Origin of the sequence: Humibacter sp. RRB41 (assembly GCF_022761015.1) — a bacterium.
Classification (GTDB): domain Bacteria; phylum Actinomycetota; class Actinomycetes; order Actinomycetales; family Microbacteriaceae; genus Humibacter.
On the sequence record NZ_JAKWJQ010000004.1, the window covers coordinates 401,269 to 417,997 of the forward strand.

Consider the following 16,729-nt stretch of genomic DNA (forward strand, 5'->3'; position numbering starts at 1 on the left):
CATATTCTGTTCGGCATGGGTTTGGTACACGACGCACGCGCCGGCGCGCGCCTGGTTCGCAACGCGTTCGTTCAGCGAAGGGCGCGTGCCACCCTCGCCGAGCGACTGGCTCAGGCCCCGGCGCTGGAGTCCGGAAAGTTCAAGATCGGCGTGTACTTCGCCGACAGCAAGGTGAACATGTACCAGATCCGTCAGTGGTACAAGCCGCTGGCCGAGCTCAGCAAGACATGGCCGGTGGTCATCCTCTCGCGCTCGCCCGTCGGGGCGTCAGCGCTGTTCGACGAGTCGCCGATTCCCGTGGCCTACGTGCGCACCGTCGTCGACCTCGAGGACACGCTGGCGGAGCAGGACATCCGCATCGTCTTCTACGTGAACCAGAACACGCGCAACTTCCAGATGATGCGCTACGGCCGTCGCTGGCACGTGTTCATCAACCACGGCGAATCCGACAAGATGTACATGACCACCAACCAGTTCAAGGCGTATGACTACGCGTTGGTGGCAGGGGATGCCGCGATCACCCGCCTGCGCAAGGTGTTGTGGGACTACGACTTCGAGAAGCGCGCCATCAGGATCGGGCGGCCGCAGGCCGATCACTATTCGGGCGATCTTCCGTACACACCCGACGGCCGTACCGTCGTTCTCTACGCGCCCACCTGGGAGGGCGACCGCGCTGCAGCCGCCTACGGATCGATCGCCTCGCACGGCGTCGCGCTCGTGGATGCCCTCCTGGCCACGGGCCGCCATCGCGTGATCTACCGGCCGCATCCGCGCTCCGGCGTCGTCGACGAGGAATACGAAGAGGCCAATCGTCGTATCATCCGTGCGATCGAGGCGGCGAACCATGCGGATCCGACGGCGAAGCACGTCTTCGACGACGGCCCGGAGCTGGGGTGGCAGCTGTCAGCGGCCGACGTGGCCATCGTCGACATCTCCGCAATGGTCTACGACCGTCTGGCGGCCGGCAAGCCGCTGCTGATCACGCATCCGGTGCACCCGGAGGCCGAGATCGACCGTGACGGATACCTCTCGGCGTGCGAGTGGCTCTACGACGTGGACGCACCGAACATCGTGCCGATCATCGACGAGCTCACTCACGACGACGCGGCCGCCGAGCGCCTGCGGTACTGGGTGCAGCGCTACTTCGGTGACACCACGCCTGGTGAGACCACGAAGCGGTTTCACGCCGCGGTGCAGCACCTGATGGACGAGTGGGACCGCTTCGCCAAGTTCCACGCGCAGGACGTCACCGTCCTCGAGCACGGCGACGGAACCGACGCGGAAGACTCCGACGCAATCCTCAGCGACTGACGGCCAGCGCCTTCACTCCTCGACCGCGACCGCCGACTCCGTCGCGACGAGCGACACCACCAACGACTCTGGGAACGCTTCGGGAGCGGCACCGAACACCGACCGCGCGGAGTGCACGACGCGTGACCCTGTGATGCGGTTGCCCGTACCGCCGACGACGGCGCCGACACCGAACGGCAGGGCCTTCGCGAGCACGCTCGCCGATCCGGATGTCGCCAACCGCTTCGCGAACGCACCCCGCAGTCTCTCGAGCAGTGGAGCGATCACGACTCGGGGAATGCTGCTGGAGACGACCTGCCGCCAGTACAGTTCGCGCGACACCTCGGTCTCCGTCACCTCGAGACCCCACTGACGCACGAGCGTCGAACCTTCCTTGCCGAGCATGAGCGCCAGTACGAGGGCACGGCCCCGTTCGGGATCGCTGACCGGCAGCCCGTGCAGCTCGGCGATCGACTGCGCGTACAGGGCGGTCGCCTCGAGGAACGCTGCAGTCTCCACGGCGGACAGCGCGAGAGTCGTGATCGTGCCAACGGCCGGAATCACCGCGGTGGCGCCGACCGCAGCACCGCTCGTGGTGACAGCGAGGAGGTACCTTCGACCGACGAGGTATGCGACCTCGTCGGGAGTGGCATCCGGATGCCTGCGTCGAATGCTCCGCAGGTGCGCCAGCACAACGGGCCGCTGCACCGAGAGGAATCGGTCGACTCCGCGATTGATGCGCGACGGGACCGCCACACCGCGGGCGGTGCTCGTTCCGGTGATCCCGAGAATGGGCTTGACCTTCTTCGCGCGCGCCATGCATTCGAGTTTACGGATGCCTATATTCCCCGCCGAGCACGGAGCAGCATTCCCCTCACCCCATTGAGCGACCAGTTCCCTCAGCACTGAGCGAGCACAGCGACTCGAAGTGGCCTCTGGCCGTGGCGCCACCTCGCGCTGACGACGCCCCGGTTCTCGTATGCTTGCCGAGTGCCCCGCCTCATCACTCTGAAGGACTTCGACGACGCCCGCGATCGCGCTCACCGCGGCGAAGACCAGGATCGTGCGATCGCCGAGACGTTACGCTCATGGGCTACCGATGCAGGGCTCTACGCGTTGGCAGAGGATGTCTCGCGAGCCGCTGTTCTCGTCGAGGCGGGCGAGAACTTCGGGTACGCCGGTGACCACGCGGAAGCCCTGCGCATGTTCGAAGCGGCCCGCGCCGATGGCGGTTCCATCTACGTGGACATCCGAGCGCTGATGGTGCAGGCGCTCTACCAGGGCGGACAGAAGGATGCAGCGCTCGAACTGGCGAATGCACTCCGCAAGGAGAGCCCAGACCAGATCACGACGTTCCTGGTGCTCAGCAGCTTCTTCGAACTGGTCGACGAGTTCCAGGCCGCGCAACGCTGGTTCTCGATGGGCATCCGCGCGATGGACAGCGGCAACGTCCCCGGTTCGGAGCAGCAGTACGAGTCGATGTTGATCGGTCGGGCCCGCGTGCGCAATGAACTCGGCCTCGCACAGGACACGCTCGACGATGCGGCGGCGATCATCATCGAGCGTTACGTCACGGAGCGCGAGCAAGCGGGGGAGTAGGTCTCCCCCCGCGGTCTAGCTCTCCTCGTGTGGGAACACCTTGCGAGCGATCGCCTGCACATCTCGGTCGAGACCGTCGAAGCGGTTCTCCATGCGGTCTAGTCGACGATCGACCTCGGCGAATCGAACGTCGACCTTTTCGAAGCGCGCAGTCATCTCGTTCCGCAGCTCGCCTATCTGAGCAGAGATCGTCCGCATCATGAGCTGGGTCGTGACGGTGATCGTGCCGATGAACGAGGCGGCAAGGACGCCGATGACGGCCCACACCTGCGCTTCGGTCACTGCGATCAAGGCGGGTGGAACTGCGCACAGAGCCGCGAAGGAATGGCTGAACCCTACAGGGTACAAACGCTCTGGACCCGAACGCTGTCTCGTCCGTAGACAAGAAGCCATGGTCGAGCCGTTCTCCCGCGCCGCCGGCGTGGTCGGCGAACGGCTTCGCGGCATCCGAACTGCGCTCGGTCTGAGCCAGGAGGAGGTCGCGCATCTCGCAGACATCCACCCGACCAACTACGGCAAGATCGAACGAGGTCGGGCGAATCCGAGCCTGAGCACGGTGATCCGCATCGCCACCGTTCTCGACACGGATGCCGGCGAGCTGATCACGGGGCTCACGATCGCCGATCTGCCCGGTCGCCACCGCCTGTACACCGCGAAGGACTTCATTCGCGAGCGCGAACGGATGCGCTGAGGCGCGAGACCCTTCGACTCGACTCGACTCGACTTCGCTTCGCTCAGCGACCTGTATTGGCTTCGCCTCGCTCGGGATCACCCCGCCCGGCATCAAAAGCTCGCCCGCCAGAGATACTCGTCGCCGTTGGCCCGATGCCATCGCACCACCAGCACGGTCGCTCTGGCCAGATCGCTGCCGTGTATCGGAATCTCGGCCACCTCTCCCGGGCCGAGCGTGATCGGTGCCTGCACAGGCATGCTCCCCGCGCCGAGCAACGAGAATCGCACGCCGGTGACTGTCTCGAGACTTGCGTTGCGGAGTCTGTATCGCGGGGGAGTGGCACGGTCGAAGGCGAACGGAACGGGATATGCCAGCGGCCGGCCGGCCGCGGTCTCGTCGGGTCGAGTTGGAGTCATGCAGGCACGTTAGGTCGGGCATCCGACGCCCGCGTTCGAGCTGTGGAACGGCGACAGACTACGACTCTTGGGGAGGGAGGGCCAGCGCACGCCCGGGGCGGATCGCCCCGGGCTGAATATCGGAGATTCGCCGGATCGCGCGGCGCGTCGGACCAGATCAGCGGCGTGTCGCGCTGAATCTCCGAAATCCAGCACGAGTCCCGTCCGGACGAAGGCAGCGTGACGGTATGTGCCGGAGCCGGAGCCGGAGCCGGAGCCGAAGCCGAAGACCTACACCGTGTAGTCGCTGTTGTAACGCTCGAGCACGGTCGCGATGTCGGAATCCAGTGCAAGTGCACCGCCCTCGAGATAGAGCCCCCGCGTGCAGAACCGACGCAGATCCTTCTCGTTGTGCGACACGAAGAACAGCGTGCGGCCCTGGCTGAGCATGTCCTCGATGCGCTTGTAGCACTTCTCTCTGAATCCCTTGTCGCCGACCGCGAGCACCTCGTCGACGATGAGGATCGGCTCGTCGAGCTGCGTTATCACGGCGAACGCGATGCGCACTTTCATGCCGCTCGACAGATGTTTATAGGGGGTGTCGAGAAAGTTGCCGATGTCGGCGAAGCCGATGATGTCGTCGAAGCGCTCGTCGATCTGCCGGCGCGTCATGCCGTGAAGCCCCGCGGTGAGGTAGATGTTGTCGCGCACGCTGAGGTCGTCGACGAATCCACCGGTGATCTCGATCAGTGGCGCGGTGCCCGCCTTCACGTCCACGGTGCCCTCGTCGGCGAGGATGACGCCTGCCACCAGCTTGAGCAGCGTCGATTTGCCCTGGCCGTTGCGCCCGACGACACCGATCGCCTCTCCGGCCTTCACCGTGAACGAGACGTGACGCAGGGCCCAGAACTCGTCAGGACGGGCACGCCGTGCGCGCGACGAGAACAGGTCCTTGAAGCTGCGTCGCGAACGGCGGTTGCGCTTGAAACGGATGCCGACATCCTGCACCTCGATCATCGCGGTCGTGGTCACTGTGTCGGTCATCACATTTCCTTCAGCACGCTGCGAATGGTGCGTGAGTAGACCAGCCATCCGATCACGAGCAAGATCACGCTGCCCAGGGCGGAGATGAGCACCAGGTCCCAGTGCAGGTCGTCGGGGAAGAATCCCGCGCGGTACACACCGAACATCCCGACGAGCGGGTTGAGATCGATGAAATAGCGGAACAGGCTGCCCTTCGGGACCTCGCTCGCCGGGTAAAGCACGGCGGATGCGTAGAACAGCAACCGCAGAAGCAGCTTGACGGCGCGCTCGAGGTCTTTGAAGAACACCACGAGCGGCGCGACGAGGAGTCCGAGTCCGACAAGCAGCACGGCCTCGATCGCCAACCCGATCGGGTAAAACGCCAGCTGCCAGTGCACCTGCGCCCCCGAGAAGATGACGAACAGCGCCAGCACGGGAAGGGAAAGCGCGAACTCGATGCCCTTGCTAAGCACGATGCGGTTGATCCAGATGGAGCGCGGGATGGCCGTCGAGCGGATGAGCTTGGCCTCGCGGCTGAAGGCCCGCGTGAAGTCCGACACGGCGCCGTTGAACCAGGTCCATGGCAACAGCCCGGAGAGCAGGAACACGATGTACGGGGATTCGTTCGCGCTGTTCCCGCGGTGGAAGACCACGACGAACACGAGGTAGTAGATGCCAGCCATCAGAAGCGGGTCGAGGATCGACCACACGTAGCCGAGCACGTTCGTCGTGTATCGCACGTGCAGGTCGCGCTTGGTCAGCAACCACAGCGAATGCCGGTATCGAGCGAACGGCGTGCGCTCTGCGGGTCGCGCATCGGCGTAGGTGGTCACCCGACGATCGTACCGGCGCCCCGGTGCAGGAACTCTGAGGCCCCAAACGCAGGATGCCGTCGACCTGACGGCCGACGGCATCCGTTACCGGGAGATGCGGATCACACGAACAGGTTCGCGCGCTCCAGGTCTTCGGCGAAGTCGATCTCGACCGCATACAAGTCGGAGATGTCGACGGGCTCGACGAGCATGCCGTCGTTCTGGATGGCGAGCTCGACGCCGCGCTCGAAATAGTCCTGATCGTCCACGTGCTGCAGGTGATACAGCAGAGCTGCCTTGTCGCGGCTCGACACGTAGTTGATGCCGACGGCCTCGCCCAGGCCGCCCTTGACGGTCTTGGACAGCTTCTCGATGAAGCCCTCAGCGCCCGTGGTGTACTTGACCTCTTCGTCTGACACCTTCGACGTGTTCACCGTCACGAACGACTGGTCGCGGGCGATCGCCTCGGCAGCGCGCACCAGCACGCCCGGATCGAAGACGACGTCGCCGTTCATCCACAGCACTCCGCCGTTGCCGCTCGACTTGAGCGCACGCATGAGGCTCTTCGAGGTGTTCGTCTGGTCGTACTGCTCGTTGTAGACGAAGGATGCGTCGGGGAAGGCCTCGACGATGTGCTCGAGCTTGTAGCCGACGACGATCGTGACCTTGACCTTGGGGCCGAAGGCTGCGTGGATGTTGTCGAACTGCTGCTGCATGATCGTGCGTCCGTCGCCCAACTCGGTCAGTGGCTTCGGCAGTGAGCGCCCGAGACGGCTACCCATGCCGGCGGCGAGAATCACTACCTGCGGTGCGGTGGTCACGTTTCGTCTCCTGTCATTCGTGCGCATAGTCGACCCCCCAATGAAGTTGAACTGTGTGACTGCGGATGACTGTCGTTCGGCGGCGTGGCGGTTCAAGTCGCCAGCGCCGACGGCTTCGTTCACCGAAATGTCACTGATGCGTGTGTACTGGGACACCGCGCTGTGCCGGGATCGAATTTACCGGAGGCTTGAGCCCCGAATGCGGGACGTTGCCGTTTCGTGATCGTTTTATGGGAGTGCTCTTAGAAACGGGGAAGGCAATCGAATAGACCGCCGTCTATCTCAGGGCTGTGCCGGGAGCGATTGGTAGGTTAGCGTAAGGATCTCGAGGGCTCCGAAGGGGGAGGTGCCGCGCCAGCATCCGCTAGCGCGAACGCCGCATCCCGACGGTGCCGAAAGCGAGGCGGGCCGATCGCGAACTTCAGCGATTCGGCTGTTCGAGGCGACCACGGTTTCGGGGGTATGGCGCGTGCAAGATGAGCCGCAGGGTTCCGCCACGGGGGGTGTCGAAACGTCGGCCGGCGGCGTGGACGCCGCCGACCGTGAGGCGGCACCGGCGGAGGCCACTCTCCCCGTCGTCCGAGTGCGAGTGGGCAAGGCGTCGGATGCCCGGCGCGGCTCTCGCCCACGAGCAACGGGTGCTGCGGCGTACACCTCGGTCGTACCCGAAACCGCGTCGGATGACGCGCACATCGCGGTCGCGACGGGTCCGCGCGGCTCGCGTGGGGCATCCCGAACGAGGGCGACCAAGGGCAGCGGCGTCGTCGATCGCGCAGATGCCATCGTGCAGGCCGAGGCTTCCACCGCCACCCTCCTCGCGCCCGAGGCAACCTCCGATGGCCCCGTGAGCGCTCCCGCCCCCGTGGCGAAGACGGCCGCTGCGCCGGTCGTCGAGGTTCCGGAACCGATCGTGGCGCCGGCCGATGAATCCCCAGCCGGCACGTCGCAGGACGAGGACACTGACGTGGACGTGGACACCGGGCCGATGCCCGCTCAGTCCTCTTCCGTCGATGAGAACACCGGCTCGCGTCAGCGCATCACTCTGTTCGGACGGCGGAGACGCGCCGCAGCAGCTGCTGCCGCCGCGGCGGCAGCAGCTGAGCAGGAGAGCGGCGATGAGGGGTCGCGCCTTCTCGCCGATCTCGTGCGGGAGAGCGAGTCCTCCGGCGATGCTGTTGGGCATCGGCAGGTCGACTCCGCCGCCGCGCCTGCGCCAGCGGGCGCCACCGACGTCGGGGCGCCCGACTGGCTGATCGAGCAGGTTCTCGTCTCCGACGACCGCGACGAGGCGCTCGGTGGAGCATCCGTCGCGCCGTACGTCGAAGAGACCGTGGACCGCGCGAAGATCGCGCGTGAGCGTGCAGGGGCGACCGAGCTCGAGACGCAGGTGGACGAAGACGCCGAGTCGGCATCCCCTCAGAGAGCGAGACGTGCGGCGACCACGAGGGTCTTCCCGGCCGCACGTCCGGCGCCGGCCGCGACGGCTCCCGTCGTGCTCGCAGTGAACGGCTTGCACAAGCGCTACGGAGACGTGGTCGCCGTGGACGGCGTGAGCCTGAGCATCCGCGCCGGTTCGCTGTACGGCATCGTGGGGCCCAACGGTGCGGGTAAGACGACGACGCTCTCGATCATCACCGGTCTGCTTCGCGCTGACTCGGGTTCCGTGTTCGTCAATGGCGTGGATGCTCGCAAGCATCCGCGCGATGCCAAGCGCGCGATCGGCGTGCTGCCCGATCACCTGCGCACGTTCGACCGGCTCACCGGCGCCCAGCTGCTGTACTACGCGGGCACGCTGCGTGGGCTGGATGCCGCGACCACCCGCCAGCGCTCCGCCGATCTCGCGGCCGCGTTCGGCATCGAGGATGCCATGGGCCGCCTCGTCGCCGACTACTCGGCAGGCATGACCAAGAAGGTGTCGCTTGCGGCGGCGATGATCCACTCGCCGCGTCTGCTGGTGCTCGACGAGCCGTTCGAGGGCGTCGACCCGGTCTCGGCGGCGACGGTCACTGGCATCCTGCAGCGCTATGTGGATGCCGGTGGAACGGTGCTGCTCTCCAGTCACGGTATGGATCTGGTGCAGCGCATCTGCGACAGCGTCGCGATCATCATCGGCGGCGTGGTGCTGGATGCCGGCCCCGTCGATCAGGTGCGCGGTGAGAAGACGCTGGAAGACCACTTCGTGGAACTCGCGGGCGGGCGCAAGGCCGCGGAGGGACTGGAATGGTTGCACAGTTTCTCCGACTGAGGCTCGCTTCGCTCGGTAGCGGATTCCGTCGAGGCGGGTGGCACGGGTTCGGTCTCGTCGTCGGGCTTCTCTACACGGTCGCGGTGGCGATCGTCGTGTGCTGGGTGCTCGCCTCCGCGCGCACAGCGAGCGACGGTGTTCTGGTGCGCGACATCCTCGTGCTCGCCGGTGCTGCCGTCGCGCTCGGATTCGTGATCGTGCCGCTGTTCGGCAGGCACGACGGCACATTCGATCCGCGTTCGTACGCGATGCTCGGCCTCCGTGACCGCCAGGTCGCGATCGGTCTCGGCGTGATTTCTCTGGTGTCCGTTCCCGCCCTCGTTCTGACCGTGTGCGCGTTGTTCACAGTGGTGACGTGGTCGGCGCATCCTGGGGCGGCGGTGCTGGCCTTCATCGCCGCGGTGGTGTGCGTTCCGACCTGGATGCTCGGTGCCAGACTCACTTCTTCGCTCGCGGCGTTCGCGCTGTCGACGAGGCGCGCGCGAGAGTTCAGCGCGACGATCGCGGTGCTGATTCTCGTGATGCTGTCGCCGTTCGTGTTCTTCCTCGCCACGCTCGATTGGGGCAAGGAAGGTCTCAAGGTCGTGCACACCGCAGCGGACTGGGTGAGCTGGACGCCGTTCGGCGCCGTGTGGGCGGTCGGAGGCGACGCCGCGTCGGGCAACTGGGGTGCGGCATCCGCGAAGCTGCTGATCGCGATCCTCACGCTCGCCGTGATCGCCGCTGCATGGTGGGGACTGACTGCGCACATGATGGTGACCCCCGAGCGGCACATCTCGGTGCGCAACTACGTGGGGCTCGGATGGTTCGGCAGGCTTCCGGCTCGCCCTGCCGGCGCGATCGCGGCGCGGAGCCTCACGTACTGGGGCCGTGACTCGCGGTACTGGGTGCAGCTTCTGCTCGTGCCGCTGTTCCCGTTGATCATGGTCGTCGCACTGCTCGTCTCCGGAGCGGTGAACGCGCACGATGTCGCGCTCATCCCCTTGCCCGTGCTCTGCCTCTTCGTGGGCTGGGTCGCGCACAACGACATCGCCTATGACGGCACGGCGATCTGGCTGCACATCGCGTCCGGCACCGGCGGGCTCGCAGATCGGCTAGGGCGACTGGCGCCCGTCGTGCTGATCGCGATCCCTCTGGTGGCGGTCGGAACCATCCTGACCGCGCTCGCCTACGGCGACTGGGACGTGCTGCCCGCCGTCACCGGCGTGAGCGTGTGCGTCGTCCTCACCGGGCTCGGACTGTCGAGCGTGTCGTCTGCGCTGGCGCCTTACGGGGCACCCCGACCAGGCGACAGCGCGTTCGCGCATCCACAGCACACGGGTGGAGCCGCGACGTTCGCCCAGGTTGTCAGCCTTCTGCTCACGGTGGTGTTCGCCGGCATTCCCGCTGCGATGCTGGTGCTCGGCGTCTTTCAGAATCCGGTCTGGTTCGGCCGCTGTCTGTGGGCCGGCTTGGGCATCGGTGCTGTCGTGTTCGTGTTCGGCATCTGGCTCGGAGCGGTGGCATACAACCGACGCGGACCAGAGATCATGTCGTTCGCCCTGCGTAACGCCTGAGGCGCTTTTCGCCGCTACGCCGACGTCGAACGGCTCAGAGTCCGTCAGGGGTCGCGGGCTAAACTGGTGCGATGGTCGACAACAGCATCGCGGAACCCGGTGGACCCGACGGCGCGCCCGAAGGTGGCGGAGTGGCGACGCTCGATCGCGAGCTCGAGGAACTCCTGCAGAACGAGCAGATGGAGCCCGGCGACCACGAGCGGTTCTCGCACTACGTGCGCAAGGAGCAGATCCTCGAGTCGGCGGTGACCGGCAAGCCGGTGATCGCGCTGTGCGGCAAGAAGTGGACGCCGAACCGTGACCCGCAGAAGTTCCCGGTCTGCCCGGAGTGCAAGAAGATCTACGAGGGCCTGAGCGAGGACTGATCCTGTTGCGGGTCGCGCAGTAGTCCGGGCATATCGACTCGGCCTGGTCGGCGCGGGTCTGCGCCGGGCGATCAGTTCAGATGAACTCCGTCGGGATGGCGGGTTCGCCTCGCCCGAGACGGAGCGCGGACTCCGACAGCTCTCGACGCACGACGGCGTGGTGTGCTCGCGCGGCTTCGACCCCGTCGGCTCCGAGGTATTCGGGTAACGCCGTGCCGTCCTGCACGAGCGGCACGTGAAGTGGCCTGCCCGATGGCACGTCGCCGCCGTTCTGAACGATGTGCACCTCCTCGGCGACGGCGACGCCGTTCTCGTCGAGCACCCGCACCGGCACTTTCGTGCCGCCGACGGATGCCTTGCCAGTCGATGTCTTCGCGACTGGGATCCACGCCCCGTCGTCGCCCTTGCGTGCGACGAGTTTGTAGACCATGCCGGCCGTCGGTGCTCCCGACCCCGTCACGAGCGACGTGCCGACACCGTAGGAGTCGACGGGGGACGCGCGCAGTGCCGCGATCGCGAACTCGTCCAGGTCGTTGGTGACCGTGATGCGCGTGCCCGTTGCGCCGAGGGAATCCAGCTGCGCGCGAACCGAGGCGACGAGAACGGGCAGATCTCCGGAATCGAGCCGCACGGCGCCGAGTCCTGTGCCTGCGACCCGCACGGCGGTCTCGATGCCCTTCTTCACGTCGTAGGTGTCGACCAGCAGGGTGGTCTCCGGGCCGAGTGCGTGCACCTGGGCTGCGAAGGCATCCTCTTCGCTGTCGTGCAGCAGGGTGAAGGCGTGCGCTGCGGTGCCCATGGTCGGGATGCCCCAGCTGCGGCCCGCCTCGAGGTTGGACGTCGCGCTGAAGCCTGCGATGTAGGCGGCGCGTGCAGCGGCGACGGCTGCATCCTCCTCGGCGCGGCGGGACCCCATCTCAGCGAGCGGCCTTCCTGTAGCGGCGGAGACCATGCGAGCGGCTGCGCTCGCTATGGCGGAATCGTGGTTGAGCACGCTGAGCACCAGGGTCTCGAGGATGACGCCCTCGCCGAACGGGGCATCCACGATCAGCACGGGGGAGCCGGGGAAGTACAACTCGCCCTCGCGATAGCCGCGGATCGTCCCGTTGAACCGATAGTCGGCGAGCCAATCGAGCGTCTCGTCGCGTACCACGTGGTTGTCGCGCAACCACGTGAGTTCGGCATCCCCGAATCTGAACCTGCGGATGAGATCGAGCAGTCGCCCGGTGCCAGCGACGACACCGTAGCGACGGCCCCCTGGGAGAGAACGGGCGAACACCTCGAACACGCACTCGCGTTCGTGGGTGCCCGAGAGCATGGCGGCGTCGAGCATCGTGAGCTCGTAACGGTCAGTGAGAAGCGCGGTGGACGCCGAAGTCATGCCTCCACCCTAAATTGGTCGTATGCGCATACACAGCCATCACAGAATCGGCGGCGTGACGGCGATTCGCTTGCGCGACCGCGCCCGGCGAGGACGGGCGCGATCATGAACACAGCCGCGCCGATCGGGATCTTCGACTCCGGGGTCGGCGGGCTCACGGTGGCGAGAGCGGTGCGCGACCAACTGCCGGGGGAGTCGATCCTCTACGTCGGGGACACGGCGAACTCGCCGTACGGCCCCAAGCCGATCGCGCAGGTGCGTGCGCTCGCGCTCGAAGCGCTGGACTTCCTCGTCGAGCAGGGCGTGAAGATGCTGGTCATCGCGTGCAACACCGCGTCGTCTGCGATGCTGCGCGACGCGCGGGAGCGTTATGACGTACCTGTGGTGGAAGTGATCCAGCCGGCGGTGCGTCGCGCCGTCGCCACCACGAGGACGGGACGTGTCGGTGTGATCGGCACACTCGGCACGGTCAACTCGAGAGCGTACGAGGATGCCTTCGCGGCGGCACCCGACCTCCAACTGTTCACTCAAGCGTGCCCGAGATTCGTCGAGTTCGTCGAAGCCGGAGTGACCAGCGGAACCGAGCTGCTTGATGTCGCTTCGGAGTACCTGCGCCCGCTTCAACAGTCGAGGATCGACACGCTCGTGCTGGGCTGCACGCACTACCCGTTCCTCAAGGGCGCGATCTCGTACGTCATGGGCGAGGGAGTCACGCTGGTCTCCAGCGACGTCGAGACGGCCAACGACGTGTACCGGGTGCTGGTGTCCAGGGGACTGGAGCGCACGGCGGCGGGGGAACCGAGCATCCGCTACGAGACGACGGGCGACGACACGGATGCGTTCGTACGGCTCGCGCACCGCATGATCGGCACCGAGGTCGCCGCAGTCGACGTGGTGCGAACCGGCGCCATCGACCTGCGCGAGCTGCGGGGTCTGCGCTGATCGGTGCTCGACGCGAGCCGAGCTCTGCTCGATAGGCTGGAACAGTGACCGACATCATCCGCGCCGACGGCAGAACAACCGACCAGCTGAGACCCATCACCATCGAACGAGGATGGAGCGAGCAGGCCGAAGGCAGCGCCCTCATCTCGTTCGGCCGCACACGCGTCCTGTGCACCGCGTCGTTCACCAACGGGGTGCCACGCTGGCTTTCGGGCAAAGGCAAGGGCTGGGTCACCGCCGAGTACTCGATGCTGCCGCGCTCGACGAACGAGCGCACCGATCGCGAGTCGGTCAAGGGCCGTATCGGCGGCCGGACTCACGAGATCAGCAGGTTGATCGGTCGCAGCCTGCGCGCCGTCGTCGACATGAAGGCGCTCGGTGAGAACACGATCGTGCTCGACTGCGATGTGCTGCAGGCGGACGGGGGAACACGCACGGCCGCCATCACCGGTGCATACGTCGCGCTCGCCGACGCCCTCGCGTGGGGCAAGGAGCACAAGTTCATCGGGCAGCGAGCGACTCCGCTCGTCGACAGCGTGTCAGCGGTGTCGGTGGGAATCATCGACGGCGAGCCCATGCTCGATCTGGCATACGTCGAAGACGTGCGCGCCGAGACCGACATGAACGTGGTGCTCACCGGCCGTGGACTTTTCGTCGAGGTGCAAGGCACAGCAGAGGGTGCGCCGTTCGACAGGCGCGAACTCGGCTCGCTTCTGGACCTCGCGGAGGGCGGATGCCGCGATCTGGCGACGTTCCAGACGGCTGCGCTCGCTGACGACGACGAGCCTGCGGCGTCGTGACCGCCTCGCACGCGCGCGTTCGCGTCGTGCTGGCCACCCACAACCGGCACAAGCTCGAAGAGTTCGCGGCGATCATCGCCCAGCGGATGCCGCAGGTCGACCTCATCGAGTACGACGGCCCAGAACCCGTCGAAGACGGAGTGACGTTCGAGGAGAACGCCCTGATCAAGGCGCGCGTCGCTTCTGCGCACACGGGGGTCGTGGCATTGGCCGATGATTCCGGCATCTGCGTCGACGTGCTGGGCGGTTCGCCCGGCGTGTTCTCCGCCCGCTGGAACGGCGGACACGGAGACGACGCGAGCAACCTGGCCCTCTTGCTCGCGCAGCTAGACGACGTGCCGGACGAGCATCGCGGAGCGCACTACACGTGTGCCATCGCGTTGGTGCGCCCGGAGAACGGAAGACCCGGTGCCGAGCGAACCGTCGAGGGCGTGTGGGCCGGCTTCCTCGCACGTGAGCCGCGTGGATCGAACGGGTTCGGCTACGACCCCGCGTTCGTTCCCGAAGGTTCGACGCTGTCTGCCGCAGAGCTGACATCCGAGGTCAAGAACGCCGACAGTCACCGCGCGAGAGCGTTCCGTGCCATGATCCCTGCGCTGCAGGAACTGCTCGAAGGGGAGTAGCCGCCGCCGAGGCGTTGCGGGATCGACCGCCACCTCGTCTGGCGCGCCGAGCGCGCAGCGGCCTACCGTTGAACCGTCATGTCACACGATCACGATCACGCTGCGCACGGTGCGAGCAGGCGGCGACTCATCGCCGTCATCGCGATCGTGGTCGTCGTCTTCGTGCTCGAGATCGCCGGATCGGCGCTCAGCGGATCGCTCGCCCTTCTCGCCGACGCCGGCCATCTGCTGAGCGATCTCGTCGGCCTCATCGTGGCGCTCGTCGCCGCCACCGTCGCAGCACGGCCCGCGACCGATCGACAGACTTTCGGATTCCAGCGCGTCGAGGTGTTCGGCGCGATGGTGAATTCACTCATCCTCATCGGGGTCGCTGTCTCGGTGGCAGTGGGCGCCATCGTGAGGCTGAGCGGTGGGCATCCGCATGTCGAAGGCGGCTGGATGCTCGCGGTCGCGTTAGTGGGACTGGCGGGCAACGTGGCTGGCCTGCTGATTCTGCGAGGGTCTTCGAAGGCATCCATCAACATGCGCGGCGCCTATCTCGAGGTGCTCGGCGACGCCCTCGGATCGCTGGCGGCGATCGTGGCTGCGGTGCTCATTCTGACAACGGGGTTCGCTCAAGCCGACGCCGTCGCCTCGCTGCTCATCGCCGTGCTGATCGTGCCGCGTGCCGTGTCGCTGCTGCGAGAGGTGGTGCGGGTGCTCAGCGAATCGGCTCCGGTGTCGACCGATGTCGCGGAGATCAGGCAGCACATCCTCGGCACCGCGGGCGTCGTCGCTGTACACGACGTGCACGTGTGGGCGATCACATCCGGTGCTCCGGTGTTCTCAGCGCACGTCGTCGTCTCGCCCGACGTGTTCTCGCAGGGGCGCGCGGGCGCATTGCTCGACGAGCTGGGCGGATGCCTGAACCATCACTTCGACGTCGAGCACTCCACGTTCCAGCTCGAGCCGGCGGAGCACGCAGCGCACGAAGGCGACACGCACCGCTGAGTGCTGATCGCCCGAGTGCGGCTATTCGGCGCTGTGCTTCGGGCGGCCGATCACGTCGGGTTCGTCGGACGTGAGGTGGACGGTACTCGCCGTCTCCGTACCGTCGGCAGCCGTACCGTCGGCATCCACACCGTCGGAATCCGCGACGTTCGTCTGCGCCAGTCTGCGTGCCTTGCGGGCGCCGATGAAGTAGTGGATCGCGGCTGGAACGACTGTCACGAGCACCGCGAGAATGAGGATGAGGTCGATGTAGTTCTCGACGAAGTTCGCCACCGGCCGAATGAACCCGATGAGGTAGGCGAAGAATGTCAGGCCACCGCCCCACAGCACGGCTCCGATGGCGTTGTAGAGCGTGTACCGGCGATAACTCATGTGGCCCACGCCCGCAGCAACCGGCGCGAAGGTTCGCACCACAGGGACGAAACGGGCGAGGATGACCGCTAGCGGACCGAATCGCTCGAAGAACGCGTTGGTCCGTTTCACGTTCTCGATGCTGAAGAGGCCGGTCTCTTTGCGTTCGAAGATGCGGGGCCCCGCCTTGCTGCCGATCAGGTACCCGACTTCGCCGCCGAGGAAGGCCGCGATGGCGATGAACAGACACACCCACCAGATCTGCAGTCCGAAGACGAGGTCGGTCGCAGTGAGGATGCCGCTGATCACCAGAAGAGTGTCACCGGGAAAGATGAAGCCGACGAGCAGGCCGGTCTCGGCGAAGATGATGGCGCACACCACCAGCAGAGACCACGGACCGACAGCGTTGATGATCACGCTGGGGTCGAGCCACGGAATGAGTGCGGTGTGGAACACAAGTCTCCTGTCGTCGGCGTCCCGCTGGTGCGGCAGCCGGTCGTCGGCGGCGATAGCTGAGGAATGTGACGGCGAGCAATGCGTCGATGACGCGTTCACCGTGAGTCTATCGAGGAAGGCTGGACGGATCCGGGCGTACGCCGTAAGGGCGAGGGGCAGCCGCGATGAGTCTTCTGACAGCCTGGGAAGGCTGGACCGGGTTGCTCACCCTGATCGCGATGACGTGCGGGAGAGGGGATTTGAACCCCCACGCTCGAAAGCACAGGAACCTAAATCCTGCGTGTCTGCCAGTTTCACCACTCCCGCGAGGGCGGATTCAGCATAACCGGCGCCAGCTGGCTCTACCGATCGGGCGGGGCCGCGCGACGCGTGTATCGCGGCGGGGCCGCTCGACACGCTCCATCGCC

18 protein-coding genes and 1 tRNA gene are annotated in these 16,729 nt (G+C 66.3%); 10 read left to right on the top strand and 9 right to left on the bottom strand.

Annotated elements, in window-relative coordinates:
* Positions 1-15 precede the first annotated feature (15 nt).
* Positions 16-1,311 (top strand): CDP-glycerol glycerophosphotransferase family protein, encoded by a 1,296-nt coding sequence (locus MJ603_RS13140; protein WP_243064171.1) that lies wholly within the window; start codon positions 16-18, stop codon positions 1,309-1,311.
* A gap of 12 nt (positions 1,312-1,323) precedes the next feature.
* On the opposite strand, the gene MJ603_RS13145 is transcribed toward MJ603_RS13140, so the two are convergent.
* Positions 1,324-2,109, bottom strand: coding sequence for a hypothetical protein (locus MJ603_RS13145; RefSeq protein WP_243064172.1), 786 nt, complete (start codon positions 2,107-2,109; stop codon positions 1,324-1,326).
* A 171-nt stretch (positions 2,110-2,280) separates the two neighbouring features.
* On the opposite strand from MJ603_RS13145, the gene MJ603_RS13150 reads away from it, so the two are divergent.
* Positions 2,281-2,889 carry a tetratricopeptide repeat protein gene (locus MJ603_RS13150; RefSeq protein ID WP_243064173.1) on the top strand — a complete coding sequence of 203 codons (609 nt, stop codon included), beginning with the start codon at positions 2,281-2,283 and terminating at the stop codon, positions 2,887-2,889.
* 15 nt (positions 2,890-2,904) lie between these two features.
* Here the strand turns inward: MJ603_RS13150 and MJ603_RS13155 are convergent, their stop codons facing one another.
* Positions 2,905-3,171 (bottom strand): hypothetical protein, encoded by a 267-nt coding sequence (locus tag MJ603_RS13155; RefSeq protein ID WP_243064174.1) that lies wholly within the window; start codon positions 3,169-3,171, stop codon positions 2,905-2,907.
* A 109-nt stretch (positions 3,172-3,280) separates the two neighbouring features.
* Between MJ603_RS13155 and MJ603_RS13160 the strand changes: the two genes are divergently transcribed.
* Positions 3,281-3,580, top strand: a complete 300-nt coding sequence (locus MJ603_RS13160) for a helix-turn-helix domain-containing protein (RefSeq protein ID WP_243064175.1) — start codon at positions 3,281-3,283, stop codon at positions 3,578-3,580.
* 92 nt (positions 3,581-3,672) lie between these two features.
* Here MJ603_RS13160 and MJ603_RS13165 read toward each other — a convergent pair whose 3' ends face one another.
* The 4 genes from MJ603_RS13165 to MJ603_RS13180 all read right to left on the bottom strand — a co-directional run bounded on the left by MJ603_RS13165 (position 3,673) and on the right by MJ603_RS13180 (position 6,613).
* Positions 3,673-3,978, bottom strand: a complete 306-nt coding sequence (locus tag MJ603_RS13165; RefSeq protein WP_243064176.1) for a hypothetical protein — start codon at positions 3,976-3,978, stop codon at positions 3,673-3,675.
* A 270-nt stretch (positions 3,979-4,248) separates the two neighbouring features.
* Entirely contained in the window at positions 4,249-5,001 is a 753-nt protein-coding gene (locus MJ603_RS13170) for an ABC transporter ATP-binding protein (RefSeq protein ID WP_243064177.1), read from the bottom strand.
* Entirely contained in the window at positions 5,001-5,813 is an 813-nt protein-coding gene (locus tag MJ603_RS13175; protein WP_243064178.1) for an ABC transporter permease, read from the bottom strand. Before MJ603_RS13175 ends, MJ603_RS13170 begins: the two co-directional genes overlap by 1 nt.
* A 101-nt stretch (positions 5,814-5,914) precedes the next feature.
* Positions 5,915-6,613 (bottom strand): NTP transferase domain-containing protein, encoded by a 699-nt coding sequence (locus MJ603_RS13180; protein WP_243064179.1) that lies wholly within the window; start codon positions 6,611-6,613, stop codon positions 5,915-5,917.
* Positions 6,614-7,082: 469 nt separating this feature from the next.
* Between MJ603_RS13180 and MJ603_RS13185 the strand changes: the two genes are divergently transcribed.
* The 3 genes from MJ603_RS13185 to MJ603_RS13195 all read left to right on the top strand — a co-directional run bounded on the left by MJ603_RS13185 (position 7,083) and on the right by MJ603_RS13195 (position 10,779).
* On the top strand, positions 7,083-8,858 hold the full coding sequence (locus tag MJ603_RS13185) for an ATP-binding cassette domain-containing protein (protein WP_243064180.1): 1,776 nt from the start codon (positions 7,083-7,085) through the stop codon (positions 8,856-8,858).
* Positions 8,834-10,414 carry a hypothetical protein gene (locus MJ603_RS13190; RefSeq protein WP_243064181.1) on the top strand — a complete coding sequence of 527 codons (1,581 nt, stop codon included), beginning with the start codon at positions 8,834-8,836 and terminating at the stop codon, positions 10,412-10,414. Before MJ603_RS13185 ends, MJ603_RS13190 begins: the two co-directional genes overlap by 25 nt.
* Positions 10,415-10,485: 71 nt before the next feature.
* Positions 10,486-10,779, top strand: a complete 294-nt coding sequence (locus MJ603_RS13195; protein ID WP_243064182.1) for a DUF3039 domain-containing protein — start codon at positions 10,486-10,488, stop codon at positions 10,777-10,779.
* 76 nt (positions 10,780-10,855) lie between these two features.
* Here the strand turns inward: MJ603_RS13195 and MJ603_RS13200 are convergent, their stop codons facing one another.
* Positions 10,856-12,160 (bottom strand): nicotinate phosphoribosyltransferase, encoded by a 1,305-nt coding sequence (locus tag MJ603_RS13200; protein WP_243064183.1) that lies wholly within the window; start codon positions 12,158-12,160, stop codon positions 10,856-10,858.
* 105 nt (positions 12,161-12,265) lie between these two features.
* Here MJ603_RS13200 and murI point away from each other — a divergent pair, with 105 nt between their 5' ends.
* From murI to MJ603_RS13220, 4 genes are all read left to right on the top strand, one after another.
* Entirely contained in the window at positions 12,266-13,102 is an 837-nt protein-coding gene (murI, locus tag MJ603_RS13205) for a glutamate racemase (RefSeq protein WP_243064184.1), read from the top strand.
* 44 nt (positions 13,103-13,146) lie between these two features.
* Positions 13,147-13,902 carry a ribonuclease PH gene (rph, locus tag MJ603_RS13210; protein ID WP_308220599.1) on the top strand — a complete coding sequence of 252 codons (756 nt, stop codon included), beginning with the start codon at positions 13,147-13,149 and terminating at the stop codon, positions 13,900-13,902.
* Entirely contained in the window at positions 13,899-14,525 is a 627-nt protein-coding gene (gene rdgB, locus MJ603_RS13215) for an RdgB/HAM1 family non-canonical purine NTP pyrophosphatase (RefSeq protein ID WP_243064185.1), read from the top strand. The genes rph and rdgB overlap by 4 nt, the downstream gene beginning before the upstream one ends.
* 78 nt (positions 14,526-14,603) lie before the next feature.
* On the top strand, positions 14,604-15,515 hold the full coding sequence (locus MJ603_RS13220) for a cation diffusion facilitator family transporter (protein ID WP_243064186.1): 912 nt from the start codon (positions 14,604-14,606) through the stop codon (positions 15,513-15,515).
* A 21-nt stretch (positions 15,516-15,536) separates the two neighbouring features.
* Here the strand turns inward: MJ603_RS13220 and MJ603_RS13225 are convergent, their stop codons facing one another.
* Both MJ603_RS13225 and MJ603_RS13230 read right to left on the bottom strand, forming a co-directional pair.
* Positions 15,537-16,322 carry a DedA family protein gene (locus tag MJ603_RS13225; protein WP_243064187.1) on the bottom strand — a complete coding sequence of 262 codons (786 nt, stop codon included), beginning with the start codon at positions 16,320-16,322 and terminating at the stop codon, positions 15,537-15,539.
* A 224-nt stretch (positions 16,323-16,546) separates the two neighbouring features.
* Positions 16,547-16,628: transfer RNA gene (locus tag MJ603_RS13230), tRNA-Leu, on the bottom strand.
* Positions 16,629-16,729 lie beyond the last annotated feature (101 nt).